Origin of the sequence: Streptomyces sp. NBC_00080, from assembly GCF_045041255.1 — a bacterium.
Classification (GTDB): Bacteria; Actinomycetota; Actinomycetes; order Streptomycetales; family Streptomycetaceae; genus Streptomyces; species Streptomyces coriariae.
The window spans coordinates 6205300-6231171 of the sequence record NZ_CP108235.1; the positions used below are offsets into that span (position 1 = coordinate 6205300).

Sequence of the window (25872 nt, forward strand, 5' to 3'; positions counted from 1 at the left end):
GACTGCCCAAATTGACCCCCCAGGTCTACTCTGGATTTGTGCCGGAGGACGTGGGGGGTACGCCGTTCCCTGACGGCTGGGAGCCCGACGACGACCACGACCGCGGGGTGTCGGACGAAGAGTTCGCCTCCGTGGTCTTCGACGAGGCGTTCGTCAAGGCGGCCGTCGTACACGAGCCGACCGCCGTGGAGCGCCTCCTGGCCGCCGCGGAGGCGAGAGCCGAGGCCTCCGAGGCCGAGGCCCGCCGGGCCCGCGCCAGCGGCGACCACTACGACGATGGCTACGGTTCCGACGGACCCGGCGATTTCGGCCATGATCCCGATCTCGACGAGCTGGACGACGCCGAACTCCCCGAAGCGTGGGAACGCCGCTACGGCGCCCCCGGGGCGTACGGCAGGCAGGTCCGCTGGCATCGCCCCGTCGCCTGGATGCTCGCCCTCGTCATGGGCGTAGGCATGGTCGCGCTGGCCTTCGCCGCGGTCTACCGGGGCGCCTCGTCGAGCAGCCGGGACCAGCTGCCCTCGCCCGCCACGACCGGTCTCGAACAGGGGAGCGTGCCGCCTCCCTCGGCGTCCGCCGACCACTCCCAGCCACCTGTCTCGGCGGTTCCGCGCACGCCCTGAGCGGCTGTCAGAAGTTGTCGTGCGGCAGGGCGTTTACCTGAGGTCCCTGCGACCTACTCTGAAAGTATGGCCGGGCCTGGAGACCCACCGGAGGGGACACCCGAGGGCACTCCCGGAGGTGGAGAGGACGAGTACCGATCCGTCGTCTTCGACGAATCGTTCGTCCGCGCTGCCCGCATCCAGGAGTACTCCGCGCAGGAGCGCATGGCCGACCACGCGCCCGCCGTCCGTCGCCGGCCGCCCCGGCGCCGGGGCCTGTCGCGGCAGGTACTGATCCTGGTCATGCTGATCGCCGTCGCCTTCGGGACCGCCATCTACATGGGCGTACGCAACCCCTACCAGAGCGCCGTGGCCCGTCGGTCCGTCGAGCCGCTGCGGATGACCGTCATCCCGCTCTCCCCGCAGGGCGTCGTGCCCGGCGCGGCCGACGCCGAGTCGCTGTTCGCGCACAGTCCCGCCGCGCAGTTCCGGATCGGCGCCGAGGGCATCCCGCTGCCCGCCTCGCGGCGCACCGCCCACTTCTCCGACAGCCAGGTCGTCACCGCCCTGACCGCGGCCAAGGAGTACATCGTGCACTCCTCCCTCTACCCGGAGGTGCTCACCCGGCAGCAGGTGCGGCCCGTGCGGGCCCTGGTCGCCGCCGAGCAGCTCGACCAGTTCGACGAGAGCTTCAGCCACCCGGTCGCCGACGGCCGGCACGCGCCGACCGGCTGGCTGGTCCGCTTCGACCCCGCCCAGGCCCAGCTGGCCGACAGCAGCATCCGCGTCCAGGGCACGCTCCAGGCCGCCGAGACCGACGCCGCGACCCTCGAGGTCACCGCGGACCACACCTTCGTGTACGCGCTGCGGCCGGCCGGCGCGGGCGCCGACACCTCGGCCTCCCTCTTCACCGTCCGCCGCGAGCTGCACTTCCGCTTCGACCGCACCGACCTGCGCACCCACCAGGTCCAGCTGATCGTGTCCTACGTCCAGGCCGGCCCGCTGTCCTGCGCCGAGGACTCCACCAACCACCTGCGTCCGCTGCTGGCCGGCCAGACCGCGAAGACGGGCGGCCCGGCCGGCACGGACCCCTACGCGACGGGCGGCGCGACGGCCCTGTGCGGATCGCTCGCGACGAGCGCACAGCCGAAGGTGTGAATCCGCTCAGGGCCGTGCTCCGGATCAGTTGTCGGCGCGCGGCGGCGTGTCCGTAGTCCCGTCCCAGCCGTCCGAGCCGTTCCTCGGCGGCTGGTCCTCCGCCGGAGCCGAGCCCGCGAACCCGCCGAAGCCGCGCCGCACCCGGCCACCCAGGTCGCCCGCCCCGCCCGCGATATCGCTGACCAGCTTCATCAGCGGGTCCTTGGAGCTCTTGACGCTCGTCGCGTAGTGGCTCGCGGACTCACGGAAGGAGTCCGTGACCGACGTGTCCTTGTCCTCGGTGCGCCGCGGGTAGTGGCCGTCCATGATCCGCTGGTGGTCGCGGGACTCGGCCCACTTCTTCAGCTCGGCCGCGCGCACGGTGGTGAAGGGGTGCGTGCGGGGCAGCACGTTGAGGATCTTCAGGACGGAGTCGCGCAGGTCGCCGCCCGCCTCGTACTCCTCGGCCTGCTTCAGGAACGCGTCCACGTTCATCTCGTGCAGGTGGTTGCCGCCGGCGATCTTCATCAGGCCGCGCATCGAGGCCCTCAGGTCCTGGCCGACGAGAAGACCCGCCCGGTCGGCGGACAGCTCCGACTTGCGGAACCACTCGCGCAGCGCCGTGACGATCGCCATGATCGCGAGGTTGCCCAGCGGGATCCACGCGATCCGGATCGCCAGGCTCGTCAGGAACAGCAGGATCGTGCGGTACACGGCGTGCCCGGAGAGGGCGTGGCCCACCTCGTGGCCGACGACCGCGCGCATCTCCTCCTCGTCGAGCAACTCGACGAGCCCGGTGGTGACCGCGATGATCGGCTCGTCCAGCCCGATGCACATCGCGTTGGGCTGCGGGTCCTGGGTGACGTACATCGGCGGGACCTTCTCCAGGTCCAGGATGTAACAGGCGTCCCGCAGCATGTCGTTGAGGTGCGCGAACTGCTGGTCGGAGACCCGCACCGAGTCGGACAGGAACATCAGCCGCAGACTCCGCTCGGGCAACAACCCGCTCAGCGCCTTGAACACGGTGTCGAAGCCGCTCAGCTTGCGCAGCGCCACCAGGGCGGAGCGGTCGGCCGGGTGCTCGTACGCACGGGAGGAGATTCCCGGGAAGCGCCTGCGCTGCCTGCTGGGCACGCTCTCGTGGCCGGTGCCGTTCTGCTCGTGGCCGTCGTCGGACATGTCTTCCCCCATGTGCGTCTGTGTGGCCGCTACCTGCTGTGTGGCCTCTGCCTGACCCTTTACGGACCCTTGTGCGGCCCTTTGCGCCCCCGAAGCGGATCCCAGCCTAGGCGGAGTTACCGTGGACGGGCACTACACCGAAGGAGTCCCGCCCCATGGAGCACCGCCCCGCAGCCGCCTGGCTCACCGAAGCAGCCGGCGCCGCTCAGCAGCAGGGGGCGGGGAATCTGCTCCGCGTCGTACTGGTCGTGATGATCCTGGGCTGTGTGCTCACCGCGTGGTTCCTGCTGCGGGGCTACAAGCGGAAGGACGACTGAGTCGCCGGGAAGGTTCCCGATGGCGGAGTCGGCGTGATCGCCGCGCGGGCGCCCGCTTACCATGGGCCGACATCTTTATCCCGCCCACCGGATAGGTCCTGCCGAAGATGAGCCTTCACAGCACCGCTGCCCAGCTGGTCACCCTCGCCGCCGAGGGCGAGGAGCACGGTGGCAACCACGAGAGCCTCAGCCCGTACATCACCGGCGGCGCGGCTTTCCTCATCCTGCTGCTCCTGCTGTGGATCACCACCCGCTTCAACCGCGACCGCTGAGACACGACGTGTTCACCGACGGGCAGTCCGGCATAGCGGGGCGCTCCGGGCATCCGCCGGCCGGGGCCCCGGGACCGGGCCGGTAGGGTCTGCACGCATGGGAGAGCAGGACATGCCTACCGGCCCGTCGAGCCCGGGAAGGCGCCGTCTCGGCGTCATGGGCGGAACGTTCGATCCGATCCACCACGGACACCTCGTGGCGGCCAGTGAGGTCGCCGCGCAGTTCCGCCTGGACGAGGTCGTGTTCGTCCCGACCGGCCAGCCGTGGCAGAAGAGCCATCGCAGTGTCTCCCCGGCCGAGGACCGCTACCTGATGACGGTCATCGCGACCGCCGAGAACCCGCAGTTCTCGGTGAGCCGTATCGACATCGACCGCGGTGGCCCCACGTACACCGTGGACACCCTGCGCGACCTCCGGGCCCTCAACCCCGAGAGCGACCTGTTCTTCATCACCGGCGCCGACGCCCTGGGCCAGATCCTGACCTGGCGGGACAGCGAGGAACTGTTCTCCCTCTCGCACTTCATCGGCGTCACCCGGCCGGGACACAACCTGACGGATCCCGGTCTGCCCGAAGGCGGTGTCTCGCTCGTCGAGGTGCCCGCGCTCGCCATCTCCTCCACAGACTGCCGTGCGAGAGTCGCCAAGGGCGACCCCGTCTGGTATCTGGTGCCGGACGGAGTCGTGCGCTACATCGACAAGCGCGAGCTGTACCGCGGCGAGTGAGCCGAGAGGGGTACCGGTGAACGACCGATACGACGCGGGGTACGGGGGCGACCAGTACGAGCTCGTCGGCTACGACGAGTTCGGGCAGCCCGTCTACCGACAGGTCCCGGCGCAGCAGGTGCCACAGCAGTCCTACGACCCGTACGGGCAGCAGGGGCAGCAGGTTCCACAGCAGGGGCAGCAGGGGCAGCAGGGGCAGCAGGGGCAGCAGGGGTACGGCTACGACCCCTACGGCGCCGGCGGGCAGCAGCAGACGCCTGCCTACGACCCGTACGACACCGGCCGACAGGCTCCCGCCGCCTACGACCCGTACGACACCGGCCGACAGGCTCCCGCCGGCTACGACCCCTACGGCACCGCGACGCAGGCCCCGTACGACCCCTACGGGCAGACCGCCACCAGTGGACAGCAGCCCCGGGTCGAACAGCCCCGCGCCGCCGAGCAGACCGCCTACATCCCGCAGCAGGGCGGTCCGGTCGAGACCGAGGCCGAGGCCGGAACCGGCAGCGACGCCGACGGACGCCCCGGTGCGGCGGCGCCCGGGCGCGGCGCGCCCGCAGCCCCCGGTCAGTCCCAACGGGATTACGAGACCGAGCAGTTCGCGTTCGTGGAGGAGCCCGACGGCGACTCCGAGGACGTCATCGACTGGCTGAACTTCACCGAGAACCGCACCGAGCGCCGCGAGGAGGCCAAGCGCCGCGCCCGTGGCCGACTCGTCGCCCTCGCCGTGGTCCTGGCGCTGGTCGCGGTCGGCGGAGTGGGCTACCTCTGGTACGCCGGGAAGCTGCCCGGCCTGTCGTCGTCCTCGGACTCCGGCACCGGCACCACGACCGCCACCGCGGCGCAGAAGCGTGACGTGGTCGTCGTCCACCTGCACAACACCACCGGCGGCGGCACCTCGACGGTGCTGCTCGTCGACAACACCACCACCAAACAGGCCGCCACGGTCCTGCTGCCCAACTCCCTCGTCGTCACGGACGAGGACGGCACGACGACGACCCTCGCCAAGTCCGTCGACGACGACGGCTCGGCCGGCACGCGCGACGCGCTGGACACCGTCCTCGGCACCGACATCGAGGGCACCTGGCGGCTCGACACGCCCTACCTCCAGAACCTCGTCGACCTCGTCGGCAACATCGACGTCGACACGGACGTCGCGGTGCCCGACCCGGCCGCCAAGAAGGGCGGGGCGCCCCTCGTCAACAAGGGCGAGAAGCAGACCCTCAGCGGCAAGATGGCCGTCGCCTATGCCACCTACCGCGCCACGGGCGAGGCCCAGAACGCCCAGCTGGAGCGGTTCGGCCAGGTGATGCAGGGAGTGCTGCGCAAGGTGTCGTCCGACGCTCAGGGCGCCACCGTCACCGTCCAGACCCTGGCGCAGATCCTCGACCCCTCGCTGACCGACAAGGACCTCGGCACCTTCCTGGCCAAGCTCGCGGACCTCGCCAAGGGCGGCGACTACAAGACCGCGCTGCTGCCCGTGCAGACCGACGGCACCCTCAACGCGGAGGCCAGCGCGAGCGTCGTCAAGGACGTCCTCGGCGGCGCCGCGAAGAGCCCCGACAAGGACGCGGCCGTCAGCGTCTCCGTCCAGAACGCCAGCGGCACCAAGGCCAACACCGAGGACGCGCGCGTGGTGCTCCTGAACGGCGGTTTCACCTTCTCGGAGGCCGGCACCCCGTCGAACACGAAGGCCACCTCCCAGGTCCTCTACGCGGACGCCGCCGGCAAGGAGAACGCCACCGAGGTCGCCAAGACCCTGGGACTCGACGCCGACGCGGTGAAGAAGGGCACGGTCTCCGCGAACGCCGACGTCGCGGTCGTCCTGGGCGAGGACTACCGGCCCTCGTCGGCCGGGTCGGCCGACTGAGAGCACGCGTGGGGGCCGGGCCGAAGCGGCCCCCGCGCGGGTGATCCCTCCATCACGTGGGGTGCCGTCGGCGGACCGTGAGACCCTTGGGGACAAGTGTCCGCCGACGGAAAGCCACGTAGTGACCGCCACCGACCGCTCCATCGAGCTCATCCAGACCGCCGCCCAGGCGGCTGCCGACAAGCTCGCGCACGACATCATCGCGTACGACGTCAGCGACGTGCTGTCGATCACGGACGCCTTCCTGCTGGCCTCCGCGCCCAACGACCGCCAGGTCAAGTCGATCGTCGACGAGATCGAGGAGCGCCTCAACAAGGAGCTCGGCGCCAAGCCGGTACGCCGTGAGGGCGACCGCGACGCCCGCTGGATCCTGCTCGACTACGTCGACATCGTCGTCCACGTCCAGCACAGCGAGGAGCGTGTCTTCTACGCTCTCGAGCGGCTCTGGAAGGACTGCCCCGAGCTGGATCTGCCCGCCGACGCCAAGGCGACCCGCGGCAAGGCCCAGGAGCACGCCAAGCTGCAGGCCGAGGCCGAGGAGGACGACACGGCCGGGTTCGGGGAGCTGCGGTGAGCGCTGCCGCGGAGAACGCCGCCGACCTCAAGCCGGGCCGTGGCCGCCGGGTCATCCTGTGGCGGCACGGCCAGACCGCCTGGAACGTGGAGCGCCGCTTCCAGGGCACGACGGACGTGGAGCTGACGGAGACCGGCGTGGCCCAGGCCCGCCGTGCCGCCCGGCTGCTCGCCTCCCTCCAGCCCGACGCGATCATCTCCTCGGACCTGTCGCGGGCCGCGAACACGGCCGCCGAGCTCGTCGCCCTCACCGGCCTCCAGGTGACCCACGACGAGGCCCTGCGTGAGACGTACGCGGGACTCTGGCAGGGGCTGACGCACGATGAGATCATCGCCGGCCACGGCGACGAATACGCCGCGTGGAAGCGCGGTGAGCCGGTCCGTCGAGGCGGCGGCGAACTGGAGTCCGAGGTCGCCGACCGTGCCGCTCCCGTGGTGCTGCGGCACGCCGAGAAGCTGCCCGAGGACGGCACGCTCGTCGTGGTCAGTCACGGCGGCACCATCCGCACCACCATCGGCCGCCTCCTCGGCCTGGACGCCCACCACTGGGAGGCCCTCGGCGGTCTCTCCAACTGCTGCTGGTCCGTCCTCGGTGAGGGCGCTCGGGGCTGGCGCCTGCTCGAGCACAACGCCGGCACCCTGCCCGAGCCGGTGCTCGGCGACGACGACTGAGCGCCGTGCGGCCGCCGGGACCCGGATTTCACTTTCCGGCAGGTCGCAGGCTAAAGTTCTTCTTGTTCGCCCGCCGAGCGGGAAGAACGCAAGGGGCTATAGCTCAGTTGGTAGAGCGCCTGCATGGCATGCAGGAGGTCAGGAGTTCAATTCTCCTTAGCTCCACGGATCACCTGGCCTGTCGGTCGAAACTCTTTTGAGTTGTCAAAGATCGGTAGCGGCCGGTTGAGGTCTGTTCGCGAAGATCCCGTCCCCTCAGGGGGCGGGATCTTTCGTTGCTCCGCTCCGCAGCATGGCCGCGCGGCGCTCCGTCTCCTCGTCGTTGGGCGTGTACACGACGATCCGGCACTCCGGCATCCCGTTGATCGACAGGGACGTCGACGTCATCCGCAGCTCGCCCACCGCCTCGTGCCGGAAGACCTTCACACGGCGGCCGGGCTCCGCCACGTCACCGGACTCCCACAGCCGTGCGAACAGCGGGCTCGCCTGCGACAGCCGGCGTATGAAGTCCTCCCAGCCGGGCTCACCGGCGTGCAGCCCGTACGACGCCCGCAGGGTCGCCACCATCACCGGCAGCTCCTTGTCCCGGAACAGCAGCGGGCAGTCCTGCTCCCGGACCGTGAACAGCCGCCACAGCGCGTTGTTGGGCCCCGGCGCACAGTCGTCCACCGGCGTGATGAACAGGTCGTGGTAGACGGGGTTGGTGGCCAGGATGTCGTAGCGCGAGTTGTAGACCACCGCCGGTCGGGGCGCCAGGGCGTCGATGATGCCCTGGATCTCCGGACCCACGCTCTGCGCCAGGGCTTCCGGCACGTACGCGTAGGGCACCTCCGCCAGGTGGTACAGATGCTCCCGCTCCGGCGGATCGAGCCGCAGGGTGCGCGCCACGGCGTCCAGGACCTGCGCGGAGGCGTTGATCGGCCGGCCCTGCTCCAGCCAGGTGTACCAGGTCACGCCCACGCCCGAGAGCTGCGCGACCTCCTCGCGCCGCAGTCCCGGAGTGCGGCGCCGCAACCCGGGTGGCATCCCGACGTCACCCGGTGTCACCCGGGCCCGCCTGCTGCGCAGGAACGCGGCCAGCTCGGGTCGGCGTCGATGCGACGACCCCGCCGCGGGCCTCGGCTCCGGTCCCGGCTTTGTCTTCGTGCCTGTTCGCGTCACCGTCGTCACGTCCCCCGTCGTCACGTCCCCCATGGTCGCTCCCCCGTCCGTCCCCTGCCAGGTGCCGTCAGTACCAGCATCAGCGGGCTCTCGGCACCCGTACCGGATCCCCCTCACGCTCGACGGCATGACGACGACACCTCGGCCGAGCCCGATCCCCGCGCCCGTTCCACCCGCTTCAAGTCCTGCTGCCAGTAAAGACCCTGGCACTGACAATCGGCCTCGGCTGCTGCTGGCGGTCGTGCTCGCAGCCCAGTTCATGGCACTGCTCGACGTCTTCATCGTGAACGTCGCGGCCCCCACGATCGGTTCCGACCTGAACGCCTCCGGCGCGGACCTCCAACTGGTCGTCGCCGGATACGCCATCACGTACTCGGTGCTGCTGATCACCGGCGCCCGCCTCGGCGACCGGTTCGGGCACGGCCGCGTCCACCTCGTCGGGCTCGCTCTCTTCACGGCCGCCTCGCTGGCCTGCGGGCTGGCTCAGGGCAGTACCGAACTGATCGTTTTCCGGCTGGTGCAGGGGGCCGGGTCGGCGGTGATGATCCCGCAGGTGCTCAGCCTGATCCAGCGCACGTTCACCGGCGAGGCCCGGGTGCGGGCACTGGGCGTCTACGCGGCGGTCCTCGCCGTCGGTGCGGCGGCCGGGCAGGTGGTGGGCGGTGTCCTGGTCGCCGCCGATCTGCTGGGCACCGGCTGGCGGCCGGTGTTCCTCGTGAACGTGCCGGTGGGTCTGGTCCTGCTGGTCGCCGGCCGGCGCGTCCTGCCCCGTGGTGGGGGAGCGGGCCGCGCGGGGGCGGGCGCGGGGGCGCGGGCAGGGGCGCGCGAGATGGACTGGCCAGGCCTCGTGCTTCTGGGCGCCGCCGTGTCACTGATCACGGTGCCGCTCGTGCTCGGGCAGGAGGAGGACTGGCCGCTGTGGTCCTGGGTGTCGCTGGCCGTCGGTGCCCTCGCTCTGGCGCTGTTCCGTGGCTACGAGGCCCGGCTCGCCCGGCGGGGCGGCGCCCCACTGATCGCGCCCCGTGTGCTGCGTCACCCCGGGATGGGTCTCGCCGTCCTGCGCGTGCTGGCCGTCATGGCGGTCAACGGGGGGTTCCTGTTCGTGCTGACCCTGCACGTCCAGGGCGGCCTCGGCTACAGCGCGCTGCGCGCCGGCCTCACCTTCGCGCCGACCGCCGTGGTCTTCGGGCTTGTCGGACTGACCTGGCGCAGGTGGCCCGCGTCCTGGCAACGGTCCCTGGCCCCGGCCGGGTTCACGCTCACCGCGCTGTCCGTGCTGGGAGTGGGGCTGGCCTTCCGGGGCGGCGACCACGGCGGTGCCTGGCTGTACGCGGCGTACGCCGGCGTGGGCGTCGGGCTCGCCCTCGCCTTCAGCCCGACGCTCACCGGGGCGCTGGCGGCGGTGCGGCCCGAGGACGCGGCGGACGCCAGCGGACTGCTCGCGACGGTCACCCAGCTAGGGCAGCTGATCGGTGTCGCGGCCTTCGGCACACTGTTCTTCGAGCGGCTTGAGTCACTTGGGGCCCCAGAGGCGTATACCTCTTCGGAAGCGCTTCTCACATGCATGTTCGCGCTCGCTACGACAGCTGCCCTGGGTGCCGTGTCCGGACTGGTACTGAGGCGTCGCTGACCGTATTGGCCCGGCCGTGGCAGAATCAAACGGCCGGAAGGGAGCGCGGCCCGACGGGAGGGAGTAGCGATGCCTGCGAGCATCCTCGGAGAGGTCGGTGACCTCTCCGAAGCGGCGGTGACACCGGACAAGGCCACCCGGCTCAGCTGCCCCTCCTGCGGTTCCGGTCATGTGGCCCAGGTTCTCGGTGACAACGGCGGGATTTCCTACGTGTGCACGGCCTGCGGCCACAGCTGGAGCTGATCGATGGGTGCACACAGGCGGAAGTGCGACTGGTGCGGCAGCGGCACCCCGATCGTCCGTGACATGGAGCCGGTCAACCCCGACTACCAGTACTGGTGCGAGGAATGCGCGCGGGCGCTGATCATAAAAGGCGACCCGATCGAGACGTACCGTGAGCTGGAGGGCGAGCCGATCTACGGGCGGCTCCTCGAGGAGCACTGCACGCTCAAGCGGTTCTACTCGTTCGTCACCGCTTGACCCGCATAAGGGTTGAAACCGGACAGGGTGGAAACGATTTGGTGGTCCACGCTCCGGGCCGGTAATGTTGGCGTCGCCGCCGGGGAAACCGGGCGACACGGTCGGTACGCGGCTTCGCCGCTTGGCCACGAGGGGCTATAGCTCAGTTGGTAGAGCGCCTGCATGGCATGCAGGAGGTCAGGAGTTCAATTCTCCTTAGCTCCACAGCAGATCCCGCCGGATCGGATGCGATCCGGCGGGATCTTTTTGCGTTCGGTCGGCGTTCCGGCCTTCCCTCTTCGGACATTCCGTCAGGACCGACGCTTCGGGGCCGCCTCGTCCGAGGCGGCCCCTTGTCGTCTGTTGTCCGTCGTTCGTCGTCGGCCGACGCTCAGCGGCCGAGGGCGCGGCGGCCGCGGCCCTGGGAGAGGACCGGGAGGTTACGGGCGGGCGCCTGCGCGCGCGTGTCCTCCTCGACGCGCAGGGCGAGGGCCGGGCAGCGGCGTACCGCGCGCAGCGCCTTCGCCTCCGCGTTCTGCGGAACCTTCGCCTGTGCCACCGTCGGGAAGCCGTCGGCGCCGAGCTGGAAGACCTCCGGGAGGATGTCGGCGCACAGGCCGTGCCCGCGGCACAGCGTCCAGTCGACGAAGATCTTCTGGCGGCTCGAGCCGCTGTCCTCCGGCGGGTTGCCGCTCGTGATGGCCGCCGGGGCCATGCCGGCCTCGAAGAGCGGCAGAACGCCCTCCACGGGGCGTCCGCACCCGTTGCCGAGGACATGCGCGGCCAGGTCGTCGGTGAACGCCTTGATGGTCGACTCCAGGAACATCGCGGAGCCGTCCGGGTGCGAGCACGCACCGCGCCGCTTGACGTTCTTGGCGACCTGTTTGAGCGCCTCCAGGGCGGCCGGGCCGCCGCCGTTGATGATGTCCTCCATGCCGCGCGCGGCGGCCGGCAGGCCGAGGTAGCAGGGACCGCACTGTCCCGCGCTCTCGTCGGCCAGCCACTGGGCCACGCGCAGCGACTCCCCCAGCGGGCAGGTGTCCTGGCTGATGGGCAGGATCGCGCCGGCGCCGAGCGCCCCGCCCACCGCGTCGAGGGAGTTGCGGGAGACGATCGCCTCGTTGACCGTGGCGGCGTCGATCCACTTGCCGTGGTAGCCGCCGGTCAGCACGCCCTGGGGCACCGGCGGGGCGCCGGCGAGCTGAAGGACGTAGCGCAGCGGCACGCCCGTGGGCACCTCGATCACCATCGGGCGGGCGACCGCGCCGGAGACCGTCAGCATGACGGTGCCCGGCTCGTCGTACAGGCCGGTGTTGCCGTAGCGCTCCGGGCCGATGCGGGCGGCGATGGCCAGCTGGGCGAACGTCTCGGCGTTGGAGAGCAGGGTCGGCGCGCCGCCGACGCCGTTCTGCGAGGCGCTGACCTTGCGGCCGGGCGGGATCGGCGGGCCGCCGTCGATGGAGCGGATCAGTGAGGCGGCGGCGCCGGTGACCATGCGGATCGGGTTGCGTTGGACGAATGCCTTGAGCGCCGATCTGCGGCCGTTGCTGAGGCCGCGCTCGGCGAGCGCGGCCTCCATGGAGCGCTGAGTGGATTCGCGGGTGACCCCCACCACGAGCGTGCGGGCACCCAGCGCCTCCGCGACCAGCAGCGCGCCGTCCAGGATGAGGTGCGGGGCACGGTTGATGAGCACCGTGTCCTTGCGGCAGGCCGGTTCGTCCTCACTGCCGTTGACGACGACGACCGGCCGTACGCCGCGCTTGATCGCCGCCTCGGCGACCGAGCGCAGCTTCTTGTGGAAGGGGAAGCCCGCGCCGCCGCGGCCCTTCAGGTTGATGTTCTCGGAGAGCTTCGCGAGTGCCTCTCCGCCCAGGGGTTCGAGCGGCCCGTGCACCTTCAGGTGCATGGGTAGATCAAGTCTTTCGACAAGGTCGAAGCCCGACGTGAGCTGCGGAAGCCCGACCACGCGGACTTCTGGGACGTCGGGCAGGGCCTCGTTCACCTATAGCCTCCGGAAGGCGTGTTCCAAGGTTCGCCCGAACCCGGTGCGTCGAACGACGAGCCAGGTGATGGTTCATTGGCGGGACCGCTGTTGTACGTGTCGTTCTGGTTGTACGTCCCGAAAGAGGGGTTCGTCTCACCGGTGTCGTATACGTCACGTCCGCCGTACCCAGCGGTGCCCGAATTGTCATAGACCGGGATGTTGAATCCCGTGTCCTGGAGCGGGTCGTAGGCCGACGGGGGTGCCTCGCCGACCGGCGGCGGGGACGGGACCGGCCAACTGCCCGAGGTGCTGCCGCCGGTGTCGACCCGTGGGATGGCCTCGGTGGCCTGGATGTCGAACGGCAGGTTCATCCGTGCCGTCTGGTCGGCCGCGTAGGGCTGCTGCTGGCCGCGTTGCGGTGTGTTGACGGCGCGGTAGGCGGCCGCGAAGCCGTTCGCGGGCTCCTGGGCGGCGGGCGCGGGTGTGTCGTACAGCGGCGACGCCGGCGGGGACATCCGGGTGGAGCCCATCGTGTCGGTCAGCGGTGAGCGGCCGGAGCGGCCCTCGTAGCCCGGCAGCGCGGACGATCCGGTCTCCGACCGGCGCGCGCGTGACGCGTCCAGGCCGTCCATCGCCGAGCGTTCCTGGGTGCCGAGGATCGCGGCGATCTGGTCGGCGACCTTGCGCTTGAACGGGCGCGGGGCGGAACGCAGGGCGAGGGCGGCCATGACGCCGGCCAGGCACAGCTCGTACGAGACCATGAAGAACGGCTTGGCCGCGCGCCCCGCGAACAGGCCGTGGATCAGGGCCGCGCACAGCGCCGGGTAGGCCAGCATGTGCATCGCGCGCCAGCGGGCGGCCACCTCGGCGGGCGCGGAGAACCGGTTGCGCAGTGCGCCGGTGATGCCGACGAAGATCATGAGCAGGGCGGCCAGGGAGCCGAGGCCGATGAGTCCGGCGGCGCCCTTGATGCCGAGGCTGAAGGGGATCAGTGCGGCGATCAGGACGGTGTGCTGCAGTACCAGCTTGACGGAGATGTGGACGACGAGGAAGGCGATGGAGCCCACGGCGGTCACGCGGTGGATGGCCTGCGCGATGATCCGCTGACGCGTGTTGAGGATGAGCCGGTCCTGGGCGACGAGGCCCCAGATGACCGAGCAGGTGAGGCATACCAGTGACAGCACGCCCGCACCGAAGTTCAGGAATGCCTGGAACTGGTCGCCGCCGACCAGCACGACCACGGGTATGAGGACCAGGACGACAGCTGTCGCCACCCCATAGACCGACCGGCCGGGCTTGGGGAGCGAGCTGTTACTAGGACGAGGGTTCATGGGGGCAACTCCGAGCAGTTTCGGGAAAGCGGTCCCGCTGCCGAACTCTAAGTGGCTCCATACCGATGGGTACGAGGTTTGAGTTATTGCGCTGTTATCAAACGACAATGTGGCTGTTGTGATGTCCCTTAGCTACTGTTACGCGAAGTAACCCTTGACCTTGATTCAGTTCCGGCCTCGCCATTCTGGTCGCAGCAACGTTGTCGCGACCATGCATACGTACGAACGTCGCGGCTTGCTCAAGGCCTGCGGTACCCTAACGCCATGCGTGCTGTACGCCTTCTGCTTAGCGAGCCGCGCTGATCAGTCCCGACCGCCGGTGAACGGACGGTTCGGAATCGGCGCGGCGTCCCCTCCTGTGCGAGGGGATTTTTCGTTTCCTGGACGACAACCCGCTGGCAGAGACGATCGATGGAGCTTTGAGGACCATGAGCGAGACGAACCCCGCTGCCGCCGCTGCACCGGCGGAGGCCGCGCCGCACCGCTACACGGCTGCCATGGCCGCCGAGATCGAGGCACGCTGGCAGGACTTCTGGGACGCCGAGGGTACGTACGCCGCACCGAACCCGAAGGGCGACCTGGCCGGTGACCCCGAGCTGGTGGCCCGGCCCAAGAAGTTCATCATGGACATGTTCCCGTACCCCTCGGGTGCGGGCCTGCACGTCGGCCACCCTCTCGGCTACATCGCGACCGACGTCTTCGCACGCTTCCAGCGCATGACCGGCCACAACGTCCTGCACACCCTGGGCTTCGACGCCTTCGGCCTGCCCGCCGAACAGCACGCCGTGCAGACGGGCGAGCACCCTCGGATCACCACCGAAGCGGCGATCAGCAACATGAAGTCCCAGCTGCGCCGGCTGGGTCTGGGCCACGACAAGCGCCGGTCGTTCGCCACGATCGACCCGGACTACTACAAGTGGACCCAGTGGATCTTCCTGCAGATCTTCAACTCCTGGTACGACGGCGAGGCGGACAAGGCCCGCCCGATCGCCGAACTGGTCGCCCAGTTCGAGTCCGGTGAGCGCGGCGTACCGGGCCACACGCGCGCGTGGAACGAGCTGACCGCCACCGAGCGCGCCGACGTCCTGAGCGAGTACCGCCTGGCCTACGCCTCCGACGCCCCGGTCAACTGGTGCCCCGGTCTGGGCACCGTGCTGGCCAACGAGGAGGTCACCGCCGACGGCCGTTCCGAGCGCGGCAACTTCCCCGTCTTCAAGGCCAAGCTGCGCCAGTGGAACATGCGCATCACCGCCTACGCGGACCGTCTGCTGGACGACCTGGACGCCCTGGACTGGCCCGAGGCGATCAAGCTCCAGCAGCGCAACTGGATCGGCCGCTCCGAGGGCGCCCGCGTCGACTTCCCCGTGGACGGCGAGCGCATCACGGTCTTCACCACGCGCCCGGACACCCTGTTCGGCGCGACCTACATGGTCCTGGCGCCCGAGCACCCGCTGGTCGACAAGTTCACCCCGGACGCCTGGCCCGAGGGCACGCACGACGTCTGGACCGGCGGCCACACGACCCCGGCCGAGGCCGTCGCCGCGTACCGGGCGCAGGCCGCGTCGAAGTCCGACGTCGAGCGCCAGGCCGAGGCCAAGGACAAGACCGGCGTATTCACCGGCGTGTACGCCACCAACCCGGTCAACGGCGAGCAGGTCCCCGTCTTCATCGCCGACTACGTGCTGATGGGCTACGGCACCGGCGCGATCATGGCCGTCCCGGCGGGCGACCAACGCGACTTCGAGTTCGCGCGCGCCTTCGAGCTGCCGATCCACTGCATCGTCGAGCCGACCGACGGCCGGGGCACCGACACGTCGACGTGGGAGAACGCCTTCGGGTCGTACGACGCGAAGATCATCGCCTCGTCCAACGAGGAGATCTCGCTGGACGGCCTGAGCGTCGTCGACGCCAAGGCCCGCATCACCGAGTGGCTGGCCCGCAAGGGCATCGGCGAGGGCACCGTCAACTTCCGCCTGCGCGACTGGCTGTTCAGCCGTCAGCGCTACTGGGGCGAGCCCTTCCCGATCGTCTACGACGAGGACGGCGTCGCCCACTCGCTGCCCGAGTCGATGCTGCCCCTGGAGCTGCCCGAGGTCGAGGACTACTCGCCCCGCACCTTCGACCCGAACGACGCGGACACCTCCCCGGAGACGCCGCTGTCGCGCAACGAGGACTGGGTGAACGTCACCCTGGACCTGGGCGACGGCAACGGTCCGCGCAGGTACCGCCGCGAGACCAACACCATGCCCAACTGGGCCGGTTCCTGCTGGTACGAGCTGCGCTACCTGGACCCGCACAACAGCGAGAAGCTGGTCGACCCGGAGATCGAGCAGTACTGGATGGGCCCCCGCGAGGGTCAGCCGCACGGCGGTGTGGACCTGTACGTCGGTGGCGCCGAGCATGCCGTGCTGCACCTGCTGTACGCGCGCTTCTGGTCCAAGGTCCTGTTCGACCTGGGACACGTCTCCTCCGCGGAGCCGTTCCACAAGCTGTTCAACCAGGGCATGATCCAGGCCTATGTCTACCGCGACAGCCGCGGTTTCCCGGTGCCGGCCGCCGAGGTGGAGGAGCGCGACGGCGCGTACTTCTACCAGGGCGAGAAGGTCAGCCGCCTGCTGGGCAAGATGGGCAAGTCCCTGAAGAACGCGGTCACTCCGGACGAGATCTGCGTCGAGTACGGCGCCGACACCCTGCGCCTGTACGAGATGGCGATGGGCCCGCTGGACGTGTCGCGGCCGTGGGACACGCGCGCGGTGGTGGGTCAGTACCGCCTGCTGCAGCGGCTGTGGCGCAACGTCGTCGACGAGACCACCGGCGAGCTGAGCGTCGTCGAGGCCGAGCCCGACGAGGACACCCTGCGGGCCCTGCACAAGGCGATCGACGGAGTGCGCCAGGACCTGGAGGGTCTGCGCTTCAACACCGCCATCGCCAAGATCACCGAGCTGAACAACCACCTGACCAAGGCGGGCGGCGCGGTGCCGCGTTCCGTCGCCGAGCCCCTGGTGCTGCTGGTCGCCCCGCTGGCCCCGCACATCGCCGAGGAGCTGTGGCGCCGGCTGGGCCACACCGACTCGGTCGTCCACCGGGACCTGCCGGTCGCCGACCCGGCGTACGTCGTGGACGAGAGCGTGACCTGCGTCGTGCAGATCAAGGGCAAGGTCAAGGCGCGCCTGGAAGTGTCCCCGGCGATCTCCGACGAGGAGCTGGAGAAGGTGGCGCTGGCCGACGAGAGTGTCGTGAAGGCGCTGGGCGGGGCCGGCATCCGCAAGGTCATCGTGCGGGCGCCGAAGCTGGTGAACATCGTTCCGGCGTGAGCGTGAGCGCAGGCGTGAGCGCAGGCGTGAGCTTGAACGTGACGGGGCGGTACGCATGAGCGGGCTGCACGGACGACCATGACCGGGTTCTGTGCATGACCGGGCTGTGGGCGACCGGGCCGCACGCACGGCCGGGCCGGGTGTCGCGGGCCGGTGGGTGCGGCTCCGGGTAGTCCCCTACGGGCAGGTTCGGGGTTCTTGTGGAACTCCGAACCTGCCCGTCTCGTTTACCGTGTGAAGTGCGGCGTGCCCTGTGCGGCGCCGGATGTGTCGTGGCAGACCGCAGGAGGAGCTCGTGGAAGCAGTGATCGCAGTAGTCGCCCTGCTCTTCGTGCTCTTTGTGGTGCTCGGCGCCTACGCCACCGTGAAGGTGATCGGAGCCGCCAAGCGCGGCGTCGACCGCACCATCGACCAGGCCAGGCGCACGGTCGAGGACCACACCCTGCGGGCCAAGTCCTTCGCCCAGTTCGGACCCGCCGGCGAGATCGCCCAGCTGAGGCTCAAGCTGCGCACCTCGATGCGGGCCACCCAGGACGCGCTGCACGCGGGCGTCACCGAGGACGAGTCCCTCAAGGAGTCCCTCGCCCTGTTCCACAGGCTCAGCGCGCACGGACACGAACTGGACACCGAGCTCAAACGCCTGGAATCGGAACCGGACCGGACGACGCTCGCCGCGCGGCTGCCCTCACTGCGCGAGCGCACCGAGCGCCTCGTGGGATCGGCGGACTCGCTGCGCTGGGCGGCCCGCGACCGGGCCCGCCGTTTCGCGGACGACGACCTCGACTCCCTGAGCGCCCAGATCGACGTCGAGGCCGGTGCTCTTCGCCACTGGACCACGTCGGACTCCTCCACGCAGACGCCGCCGCCCCCGTGGCCCGAAGCACCGGCCGCCGACGGTGCGGCGCAAGGACAGACGTGGCCGCAGACACCCGGCGCACGCCCGCCGCAGGAGCCGACCCGGCCCGCCATCACCCCACCGGGACCGCGCCCCACCTACCCGTGGCAGAAGAAACCGCGCCCCGAGAGCACCACCTGAGGCCGGGGCCGGATTCCTGCCCTCCGGGGCCCCGGTTCGTCAGGTGACGGGGTCCTGGATCGGGTGCCGTCAGGCGTGGTACTGGATTCGGTCAAGGGCGGTCCAGCTGCGAGGGGCCGGGCTGCCGCACAGGGGCTACGCCAGGTAACCTCCAGGTCATGTCCCGCCATGTCGCGATCGTCACGGATTCAACGGCCTACTTGCCGCAGCGGACGATGGAGCGTCACGGCATCACCTCGGTGCCCCTGACCGTCGTCCTCGGCGACCAGGCTCTTGAAGAGGGCAACGAGATCTCCACCCGTTCCCTCGCCCAGGCCTTGCAGAAGCGACGCTCCGTCACCACCTCGCGTCCCAGCCCCCAGCTCTTCGCCGAGACGTATCGCAGGATCGCCGAGTCCGGTGCCACCGGCATCGTCTCACTGCACCTGTCCGCCGAACTGTCCGGCACCTACGACGCGGCGGTGGTCGCGGCGCGTGAGGCGCCGGTGCCGGTACGGGTGGTGGACACCGGCATGGTCGCGATGGCGCTCGGCTTCTGCGCGCTCGCGGCGGCCGAGGTCGCCGACGCGGGCGGCACGGTCGACGAGGCGGTCACCGCGGCGGAGAAACGGGCCGCCGGCACCTCCGCCTACTTCTACGTCGACACCCTCGAGTACCTGCGCCGCGGCGGCCGGATCGGCGCCGCCCAGGCCCTGTTGGGCTCCGCGCTCGCGGTGAAGCCGCTGCTCCAGCTGAGCGGGGGGCGCATCGACCTCCTGGAGAAGGTACGGACGGCGTCGAAGGCGATCGCCCGCCTGGAGGAACTCGGGGCGGAGCGGGCGGGCAGCGGGTCGGTCGACATCGCCGTGCACCATCTCGCCGCCCCCGACCGGGCGTCCGCGCTCGCCGACCGTCTGCGGTCCCGCGTGCCCGGACTCGCCGACCTGCATGTGAGCGAGGTCGGCGCGGTGATCGGGGCGCACACCGGACCGGGGCTGCTGGGCGTCGTGGTCTCGCCGCGCTGACGGCTGGGCGCACTCGTGTGAGTGCTCACTCGTGTGAGTGGTGGAGTTATCCACAACTGGGCTTTCATCCACGGAAATTGAGCAAGATCATCGCGGCGCGGCGAAGTGTCCGATCCTCGTCGCATGGCACTTCGATCACGTCCACGCAGCCCGAACGCGACCAGCGGCCCCGGCCGGGGCCCTGGCTCCGACGGCCGTTCGCACCGTCTCCGTCCCCCTGGCACCGGTCGGACCGGACCCCGGCACGCTTCGGCGGAGGAGATCCGCCGCCGGGCGAAGGTGCTCTTCGCCGAACGGCCCCGGGAACAAGGAGAGATGGGGATGGGACCGCCGGGTGGGGGCGGTGGGGATGGTGAGAGTGCTGTCCTGGTTGGTGCGTCGGGTGCGTCGGGTGCGTCGGGTGCGTCGGAGTCGGCGGGTGGGGCAGTGTCGGTGGCGGCGGGGGTGCCTGTTGCCCCGGGTGTTCTGAAGAGGTCGGGTGCGCCGCAGGCAGATGTGGCCGACGGCGAGGGCGTATCGCATGTCGATGCCGGCAGCGACGGCTACAGCGACAGCGGTATCGGCATCGGCGGCAGCGGCGATGAGATGCGTAAGGGGCGTGCTCCTCGTGTCGCCGAGCCCTGGCAGGGGCGGGTGGGGCTTGCTCTGCGGGAGCGGATGCCGGTGTGGCTGCTGGCGCGCTGCGGACTGGAACGCAGGAGTGTGCTCGCGCTCTCGGTGCTGCTCGTCGTCGTCGCCGCCTTCGCCGTGCAGCACTTCTGGGTCGGCCGGGTTCAGCCGGTGCGGGCACCGGAGGTGGTGCGAGCCGCCGCGCCCTACGAGGCGGGAGGGCTGAACCCGGCTGCCGGGCCTGGCCCTTCGGCAGGTCCGCCGGGCGTCGGCAGCACGGTCGGGGCCGAGATCGTGGTGGACGTCAGCGGCAAGGTGAGGAAGCCCGGCATCCACCGACTCCCGGCCGGTTCACGCGTGGTCGACGCACTGGGCGCGGCCGGTGGTGTGCGACCGGGCACCGACACCGACGGTCTCAACCGTGCGCGTTTTCTCGTGGACGGGGAGCAGGTCGTCGTCGGTGTCCCCGCCCCGCAGACCGGAGCCGCCGGGACGGGAGCGGGGTCGGCTGCGGCGGGTTCCACCGGTGCCGACACAGGAGCCGGGCCCCCGGCGCCCATCTCCCTCAACACGGCCACCGTGGACCAGTTCGACACGCTGCCGGGCGTGGGCCCCGTGCTGGCGCAGCACATCATCGACTACCGGGCGCAGCACGGCGGTTTCCGATCGGTGGACGAACTGCGCGAGGTCAACGGCATCGGCGAGCGACGCTTCGCCGACCTGCGGAACCTCGTGCGGCCATGAGGCGCGAAGACATCGAGGCCGTGGGCGTTCGGGCCGGGCCCGGCTCCGCTGCCCGCCGCGCCGTGCACGCGGCCTCCGGGAAGCGGCTGGGCGACGCCCATCCACGCCAGGAAGGGCCGGTGGATCTACGGCTCGTACCGCCCGCGCTGGCGGCCTGGGCGACGGCGGCGCTGACGTTGGACGCGTCTCCCGGGGTGGTGGGTGGCGTCGTGGCCGTCTGCCTCCTGGCCGCCGGTGCCCTTCTGATCGTGGGCCGGCGTGCGGCGGGGCGTGGTGCGGGTCCCGTTGCCGAACCTGTTGCAGGGCCTACTGCCGGTAGGCGCATGTGGCCCCGGGTCACCGTCGCCGCTTCGATGCTCTGCGTGGGCGCGGCTGCCGCGTCGGCCGGGCTGCACGGGGCCGATCTGCGCCGGGGGCCGGTGCCGGAGTTGGCGCGGGAGTACGCGACCGTCACCGCCGAGGTCGAGATCACCTCCGACCCACGGCTCACCCGGCCCCGGGTCAGAGGTGACCACGTGACCCCGGACTCCGTCCTGATCAACGCCGAGGTGCGCAGCGTCGAGGGAACGCCCCGGGCGGCCGTGGCGACGCGGGCCCCGGTGCTGGTGGTGGTGGACGTCGGCTCGCGCCGGGCCGAGAGCGGGGCCCGGGTGAACCCCTGGAGCCGCGAGACGCCGGGCCGTCTGATGCCCGGCGGTGTGCGGGGATCCGGGATGCGGTCCGGAATGTGGTCCGGGGCGCGGTCCGGGGTTTCGTGGCTGGGGCTGTTGCCGTCCACACGGGTGCGCGTTACCGGGCGGCTGGTGCCCGCGCTGGCCGGCGGGGACCGGTTCGCGGCCGTGCTGCGGGTGCGGGGCCGGGCGGTGCCGTCGGTCGTGCGGGAGCCCTCGGGCGCGCAGCGGTCGGCGGGGCGGCTGCGGGCGGGGCTGCGGGCGGCCACCGACGGACTCCCGGCGGACGCGAGGGCGCTGCTGCCGGGGTTGGTCGTCGGAGACACCTCGCGGATCACGCCCGAACTGGACGAGGCGTTCAAGGCGACGGATCTGGCCCACACCCTCGCCGTTTCCGGGAGCAACCTCACGATCATCCTCGCGCTGCTCCTCGGCCCTCCCGGGCTGGCCCAGCACGTCGAACGGCGCGGTCTGGCACCTCGCCTCGGCGTCCCGCTCCGGGCGACCGCGCTGCTCGGCGGCGCGCTCACCCTGGGCTTCGTGGTGGTGTGCCGGCCCGACCCGAGCGTGCTGCGCGCCGCGGCCTGTGGAGCGATCGTGCTGCTCGCGCTGGCGACCGGCCGCCGTCGGTCACTGTTCCCCGCGCTGGCGACGGCGGTGCTGCTGTTGGTGCTGTACGACCCGTGGCTGGCCCGGAGTTACGGGTTCCTGCTGTCCGTCCTCGCCACCGGGGCCCTGTTGACGCTGGCGCCGCGCTGGAGTGCCGCGCTGCGACGGCGCCGGGTGCCCCCACGGCTCGCTGAGGCGTTGGCGGCCGCGGGAGCCGCGCAGGCGCTGTGCGCGCCGGTCGTGGCGGTGTTGTCGGCTCGGGTGAGTCTGGTGGCGGTGCCCTGCAATCTCCTGGTGGAGTTCGCGGTCGCGCCGGCGACGGTACTGGGCTTCGCGGTGCTGGCGACGGCTCCCGTGGCGATGCCGTTGGCCGAGGCACTGGCGTGGGGTGCGAGTTGGCCGGCCGGGTGGATCGCGGGTGTGGCGCGGACCGGGGCGGCGCTGCCCGGCGGGGGAGTGGACTGGCCGGGGAGCTGGGGCGGGGCGTTCCTGCTCGCGCTGGTCACGGGCGTGGTGGTGCTGCTCGTGCGGCGGCTGTCGCGGCACCCGTGGCTGTGCGCGGTCTGCGGGGTGCTGCTTCTGCTCGTGGTGGTTCAACCGCCGCCGCTGACCCGGGTGCTCACGGGCTGGCCGCCCCCGGGCTGGCGGCTCGCGATGTGCGACGTGGGGCAGGGTGACGCGACGGTCCTGGCGGCGGGCGGGGGCGCCGGCGTGGTGGTGGACGCCGGGCCGGATCCGGCACTGGTCGACCGGTGTCTGCGCAAGCTCGGGATCACCCGGGTGCCGCTCGTCGTACTGACCCACTTCCACGCGGATCACGTGGCCGGGCTGCCGGGGGTGCTGCGGGGCCGGGAGGTGGGGGCGATCGAGACGACGGGGTTCGAGGAGCCCGTGGACCAGGTGGAGTTCGTACGGAGGGAGGCGGAGGCGAGGGATGTGCCGGTGGTGCGGGCCGCGGCCGGGGAGCGGCGGCGGGTCGGTGCTCTCGACTGGGAGGTGCTCTGGCCGCCACCGCACCCGGCGCCGCGCCCGGACGGGCCGAACGACGCGAGCGTGACGTTGCTCGTGCGGGCGGCCGGGCTGCGGATACTGCTGCTCGGCGACCTCGAACCCCCGGCCCAGCAGGCGTTGTTGCGATCGTCGGCGGCACCGTCGGTGCGTGGGGTGGACGTGCTGAAGGTGGCCCATCACGGCTCGGCCTACCAGGACCCCGACCTCATACGCGCCGTGGCGCCACGGCTGGCGTTGATCTCGTGCGGCGCGGACAACCCGTACGGGCATCCCGCGCCCAGCACGGTCGCGGCGCTGCGCGCGGGAGGGGCGGCGGTGCTGCGGACGGACCGGGACGGGGCGCTGGCGGTCGCCACCGGTACGGACGGGGAGCTGCGGGTGGCGCGGGACTGAGGGTCGAGAATCTCTCGGCCGAAGGCTGGTGTGACCGTCCGGGGCGACCGGTTGGAGGACTGTCCGGGGCGCCCGGTTGAGGCACTGTCCGAGTGCTGCCGCGGCACTGCCTGGGCACTGCGTGGATACCGCCTGGGGGCTGTCTCCCGAGCGTGTCGGAAAATGGTGCGGTGAGTGATGTGAGACATGTGCTGGTGCTGCCCGATCGCGATGCCGCGGAGGAGGTGGCCCAGGCGCTCGGGGACCGGTTCGGGGTGCGCGAGGAGCCGAGGGTCGTCCGGGACGCGTTGGCGGGGGAGGACGACGCGGAGGACGCGCAGTGGCTCGTCCTGCTGCGGGACGAGGAGGCACGCCTCGACGCGGCGGCGCTCGACGAGTTCGTGGGGGAGTGGGAGGGCTGGCGGGAGGAGCCGTGACCGTGGCCCGTCGGCGGCTCGTCGGTGGGGGTCGGGTTGTCAGTGGCTCGTGGGATGCTTTCGGTGATGGCAAGGAAGACTGCGAATGACGACCCTCTCGCCCCGCTGACGCTTGCCGTGGGCCAGGAGGACCTCCTGCTCGACCGTGCCGTGCAGGAGGTGGTGGCCGCGGCCAGGGCCGCCGACGCCGACACGGACGTGCGCGACCTGACCCCGGACCAGGTGCAGCCCGGCACGCTCGCCGAGCTGACCAGCCCCTCGCTCTTCGCGGAACGCAAGGTCGTGGTCGTACGCAACGCGCACGACCTGTCCGCCGACACGGTCAAGGACGTCAAGGCGTATCTGGGGTCGCCCGCCGAGGAGATCACGCTGGTGCTGCTGCACGCCGGCGGAGTCAAGGGCAAGGGGCTGCTGGACGCCGCGCGCAAGGCGGGGGCGCGGGAGGTGGCCTGTCCGAAGATGACCAAGCCGGCGGACCGGCTGGCCTTCGTGCGGCAGGAGTTCCGGGCCACCGGGCGGTCGGCCACGCCGGAGGCGTGCCAGTCGCTCGTCGACGCCATCGGCAGCGATCTGCGGGAGCTGGCCTCGGCCGTGTCCCAGTTGGTGGCCGATGTCGAGGGGACCATCGACGAGGCCGTCGTCGGGCGGTACTACACGGGGCGGGCCGAGGCATCGAGCTTCACCGTCGCCGACCGGGCGGTGGAGGGGCGGGCCGCCGAGGCGCTGGAGGCGCTGCGCTGGTCGCTGGCGACCGGGGTCGCGCCGGTGCTGATCACCAGTGCGCTGGCGCAGGGAGTGCGGGCCATCGGCAAGTTGTCCTCGGCGCGGGGTGGCCGGCCGGCCGATCTCGCGCGGGAGCTGGGCATGCCGCCCTGGAAGATCGACCGGGTGCGCCAGCAGATGCGGGGCTGGACGCCGGACGGAGTGTCCGTCGCGCTGCGGGCCGTCGCCGAGGCGGACGCGGGAGTGAAGGGCGGCGGTGACGACCCCGAGTACGCCCTCGAGAAGGCCGTCGTGGCGGTCGCGCGGGCGGCGCGGTCCGGGGGGCGCGGGTAGCCGTCCACCCCACGCACCGACGGTGCCGCCGGGGTGATCCAGTAGCCGTTCCCCTGGCGGGGAGGAGAATCGGGGGTACCAGCCGCACATCGCCGGCGCATGGGAAAGGTGGCGATCGACATGGCTGAACACCCGCACGCGGCACTTGTCCGCAAGGGATACGACGCCTTCACCCGCGGAGACATGGACACCCTGCGCGGGATGATGACGGGGGACTGCACGCACCACGTGCCCGGTTCCCACATGCTCTCCGGGGACTTCAAGGGCCTCGACGCGGTCATGGACATGTACGGCAGGCTGTTCTCGGAGACGGGCGGATCGTTGCGCGTCGACCTGCGCACCGTACTCGTCGACGGTCGTGGGCACGCCGTCTCCCTGCACCGGATCACCGCCGACCGCGACGGCAAGCACATGGACGACAACGGGGGCATCGTCTTCCGGATCGTCGGTGACAAGATCAGCGATCTCGACGAGTGCGTCGAGGACATCGACACGAGCAACGACTTCTGGTCCTGACGGGCCCTGCCACACCTGTCTCGGCAGACCGAAGGCCCCCGCGCCCGCCCTGGGGAAGGGCTAGCCGCGGGGGCCTTCGGTTCATGCTTCAAGCTGTTGGATCGCGCCCGCGTGGCGAACGCAGGCCGTGCGCGATCCGTAGGGTGCCGGTCGGGGGCGGATGAGAGAGGGCCCGCCCTGGTCCTTCCGGCGATCAGATCTGAGGGATTCAGCCCTTGAGGGTCTCGACCTTGGAAGCAAGCGCCGACTTCTTGTTGGCGGCCTGGTTCTTGTGGATGACGCCCTTCGAGACGGCCTTGTCGAGCTGACGCGCGGCAGCGCGCTGGTACTCGGTGGCCTTCTCGACGTCACCCGCGGCAGCAGCCTCACGGGCCTTGCGGATCGCGGTCTTCAGGGAGGACTTGACGGCCTTGTTGCGCAGCCGAGCCTTCTCGTTGGTCTTGATCCGCTTGATCTGGGACTTGATGTTCGCCACGAATGAGCCTTTTCAGGTTCAGGCACGGGCCCGTACGGGTCCCGTACCGATGAGTTTCCGAGATGCCTCGAAGTTCCCCGAGAAGTGTTGTCCGGGAAGTTCTCCGA

The 25872-nt window shown here is 71.0% G+C and carries 24 protein-coding genes and 2 tRNA genes; 21 read left to right on the forward strand and 5 right to left on the reverse strand.

The genetic code is table 11. From position 1 onward, the window contains the following. Positions 1 to 11: 11 nt before the first annotated feature. Positions 12 to 623, forward strand: coding sequence for a hypothetical protein (locus tag OHU34_RS27710; protein WP_200839684.1), 612 nt, complete (start codon positions 12 to 14; stop codon positions 621 to 623). A 66-nt stretch (positions 624 to 689) separates the two neighbouring features. Continuing rightward, the gene (locus tag OHU34_RS27715; RefSeq protein WP_142264287.1) at positions 690 to 1760 is read left to right on the forward strand and encodes a hypothetical protein; all 1071 of its coding nucleotides are present in this window, start codon (positions 690 to 692) and stop codon (positions 1758 to 1760) included. 24 nt (positions 1761 to 1784) lie between these two features. Here OHU34_RS27715 and OHU34_RS27720 read toward each other — a convergent pair whose 3' ends face one another. Continuing rightward, positions 1785 to 2918, reverse strand: a complete 1134-nt coding sequence (locus OHU34_RS27720; protein WP_405772393.1) for a M48 family metallopeptidase — start codon at positions 2916 to 2918, stop codon at positions 1785 to 1787. 155 nt (positions 2919 to 3073) lie between these two features. Here OHU34_RS27720 and OHU34_RS27725 point away from each other — a divergent pair, with 155 nt between their 5' ends. The 7 genes from OHU34_RS27725 to OHU34_RS27755 all read left to right on the forward strand — a co-directional run bounded on the left by OHU34_RS27725 (position 3074) and on the right by OHU34_RS27755 (position 7511). Continuing rightward, positions 3074 to 3235 (forward strand): hypothetical protein, encoded by a 162-nt coding sequence (locus OHU34_RS27725; protein WP_230195748.1) that lies wholly within the window; start codon positions 3074 to 3076, stop codon positions 3233 to 3235. A gap of 107 nt (positions 3236 to 3342) precedes the next feature. Beyond that, positions 3343 to 3507, forward strand: coding sequence for a hypothetical protein (locus OHU34_RS27730; RefSeq protein ID WP_020127785.1), 165 nt, complete (start codon positions 3343 to 3345; stop codon positions 3505 to 3507). Positions 3508 to 3604: 97 nt separating this feature from the next. After that, positions 3605 to 4231: a nicotinate-nucleotide adenylyltransferase gene (gene nadD, locus OHU34_RS27735; protein ID WP_142264286.1), complete on the forward strand. Its 627-nt coding sequence runs from the start codon at positions 3605 to 3607 to the stop codon at positions 4229 to 4231. 16 nt (positions 4232 to 4247) lie between these two features. Further along, complete coding sequence (locus OHU34_RS27740; RefSeq protein ID WP_405768809.1) at positions 4248 to 6101, forward strand: LCP family protein; 1854 nt, start codon at positions 4248 to 4250, stop codon at positions 6099 to 6101. Between the two features lie 121 nt (positions 6102 to 6222). Further along, complete coding sequence (rsfS, locus tag OHU34_RS27745) at positions 6223 to 6675, forward strand: ribosome silencing factor (protein WP_057600039.1); 453 nt, start codon at positions 6223 to 6225, stop codon at positions 6673 to 6675. After that, positions 6672 to 7346: a histidine phosphatase family protein gene (locus OHU34_RS27750; protein WP_142264284.1), complete on the forward strand. Its 675-nt coding sequence runs from the start codon at positions 6672 to 6674 to the stop codon at positions 7344 to 7346. Before rsfS ends, OHU34_RS27750 begins: the two co-directional genes overlap by 4 nt. A gap of 92 nt (positions 7347 to 7438) precedes the next feature. Continuing rightward, positions 7439 to 7511: transfer RNA gene (locus OHU34_RS27755), tRNA-Ala, on the forward strand. 90 nt (positions 7512 to 7601) lie between these two features. On the opposite strand, the gene OHU34_RS27760 is transcribed toward OHU34_RS27755, so the two are convergent. Then, on the reverse strand, positions 7602 to 8540 hold the full coding sequence (locus OHU34_RS27760) for a helix-turn-helix transcriptional regulator (RefSeq protein WP_235034497.1): 939 nt from the start codon (positions 8538 to 8540) through the stop codon (positions 7602 to 7604). Between the two features lie 208 nt (positions 8541 to 8748). Here OHU34_RS27760 and OHU34_RS27765 point away from each other — a divergent pair, with 208 nt between their 5' ends. The 4 genes from OHU34_RS27765 (at position 8749) to OHU34_RS27780 (ending at position 10821) form a co-directional block, all read left to right on the forward strand. Further along, a complete protein-coding gene (locus OHU34_RS27765) occupies positions 8749 to 10137 on the forward strand; it encodes an MFS transporter (RefSeq protein ID WP_230195751.1) in 1389 nt (462 codons plus the stop codon). A 69-nt stretch (positions 10138 to 10206) separates the two neighbouring features. After that, complete coding sequence (locus tag OHU34_RS27770; RefSeq protein WP_199920286.1) at positions 10207 to 10380, forward strand: hypothetical protein; 174 nt, start codon at positions 10207 to 10209, stop codon at positions 10378 to 10380. 3 nt (positions 10381 to 10383) lie between these two features. Beyond that, positions 10384 to 10617, forward strand: a complete 234-nt coding sequence (locus OHU34_RS27775) for a hypothetical protein (protein WP_003976229.1) — start codon at positions 10384 to 10386, stop codon at positions 10615 to 10617. A gap of 131 nt (positions 10618 to 10748) precedes the next feature. Then, a tRNA-Ala gene (locus tag OHU34_RS27780) sits at positions 10749 to 10821 on the forward strand. 166 nt (positions 10822 to 10987) lie between these two features. Here the strand turns inward: OHU34_RS27780 and OHU34_RS27785 are convergent. Both OHU34_RS27785 and OHU34_RS27790 read right to left on the reverse strand, forming a co-directional pair. After that, complete coding sequence (locus OHU34_RS27785; RefSeq protein WP_028806510.1) at positions 10988 to 12598, reverse strand: NADH-quinone oxidoreductase subunit NuoF family protein; 1611 nt, start codon at positions 12596 to 12598, stop codon at positions 10988 to 10990. Then, positions 12595 to 13911, reverse strand: coding sequence for a ferric reductase-like transmembrane domain-containing protein (locus OHU34_RS27790; RefSeq protein ID WP_405768814.1), 1317 nt, complete (start codon positions 13909 to 13911; stop codon positions 12595 to 12597). The genes OHU34_RS27785 and OHU34_RS27790 overlap by 4 nt, the downstream gene beginning before the upstream one ends. 428 nt (positions 13912 to 14339) lie before the next feature. Between OHU34_RS27790 and leuS the strand changes: the two genes are divergently transcribed. From leuS to OHU34_RS27830, 8 genes are all read left to right on the forward strand, one after another. Next, positions 14340 to 17225, forward strand: a complete 2886-nt coding sequence (gene leuS, locus OHU34_RS27795; protein ID WP_405768817.1) for a leucine--tRNA ligase — start codon at positions 14340 to 14342, stop codon at positions 17223 to 17225. A gap of 295 nt (positions 17226 to 17520) precedes the next feature. Next, the gene (locus OHU34_RS27800) at positions 17521 to 18261 is read left to right on the forward strand and encodes a hypothetical protein (protein ID WP_142264281.1); all 741 of its coding nucleotides are present in this window, start codon (positions 17521 to 17523) and stop codon (positions 18259 to 18261) included. A gap of 158 nt (positions 18262 to 18419) precedes the next feature. Further along, positions 18420 to 19265 (forward strand): DegV family protein, encoded by an 846-nt coding sequence (locus OHU34_RS27805; RefSeq protein WP_142264280.1) that lies wholly within the window; start codon positions 18420 to 18422, stop codon positions 19263 to 19265. A gap of 123 nt (positions 19266 to 19388) precedes the next feature. Then, on the forward strand, positions 19389 to 20618 hold the full coding sequence (locus tag OHU34_RS27810; RefSeq protein ID WP_405768820.1) for a helix-hairpin-helix domain-containing protein: 1230 nt from the start codon (positions 19389 to 19391) through the stop codon (positions 20616 to 20618). Then, complete coding sequence (locus OHU34_RS27815; protein ID WP_405768823.1) at positions 20615 to 23302, forward strand: ComEC/Rec2 family competence protein; 2688 nt, start codon at positions 20615 to 20617, stop codon at positions 23300 to 23302. Before OHU34_RS27810 ends, OHU34_RS27815 begins: the two co-directional genes overlap by 4 nt. A 170-nt stretch (positions 23303 to 23472) precedes the next feature. Then, on the forward strand, positions 23473 to 23718 hold the full coding sequence (locus OHU34_RS27820) for a hypothetical protein (protein ID WP_142264278.1): 246 nt from the start codon (positions 23473 to 23475) through the stop codon (positions 23716 to 23718). A gap of 66 nt (positions 23719 to 23784) precedes the next feature. Continuing rightward, positions 23785 to 24774 (forward strand): DNA polymerase III subunit delta, encoded by a 990-nt coding sequence (gene holA / locus OHU34_RS27825; protein ID WP_199920283.1) that lies wholly within the window; start codon positions 23785 to 23787, stop codon positions 24772 to 24774. A 120-nt stretch (positions 24775 to 24894) separates the two neighbouring features. Further along, a complete protein-coding gene (locus OHU34_RS27830) occupies positions 24895 to 25290 on the forward strand; it encodes a nuclear transport factor 2 family protein (RefSeq protein WP_405768827.1) in 396 nt (131 codons plus the stop codon). Positions 25291 to 25498: 208 nt separating this feature from the next. Here OHU34_RS27830 and rpsT read toward each other — a convergent pair whose 3' ends face one another. Further along, positions 25499 to 25765 (reverse strand): 30S ribosomal protein S20, encoded by a 267-nt coding sequence (gene rpsT / locus OHU34_RS27835; protein WP_020127768.1) that lies wholly within the window; start codon positions 25763 to 25765, stop codon positions 25499 to 25501. Positions 25766 to 25872 lie beyond the last annotated feature (107 nt).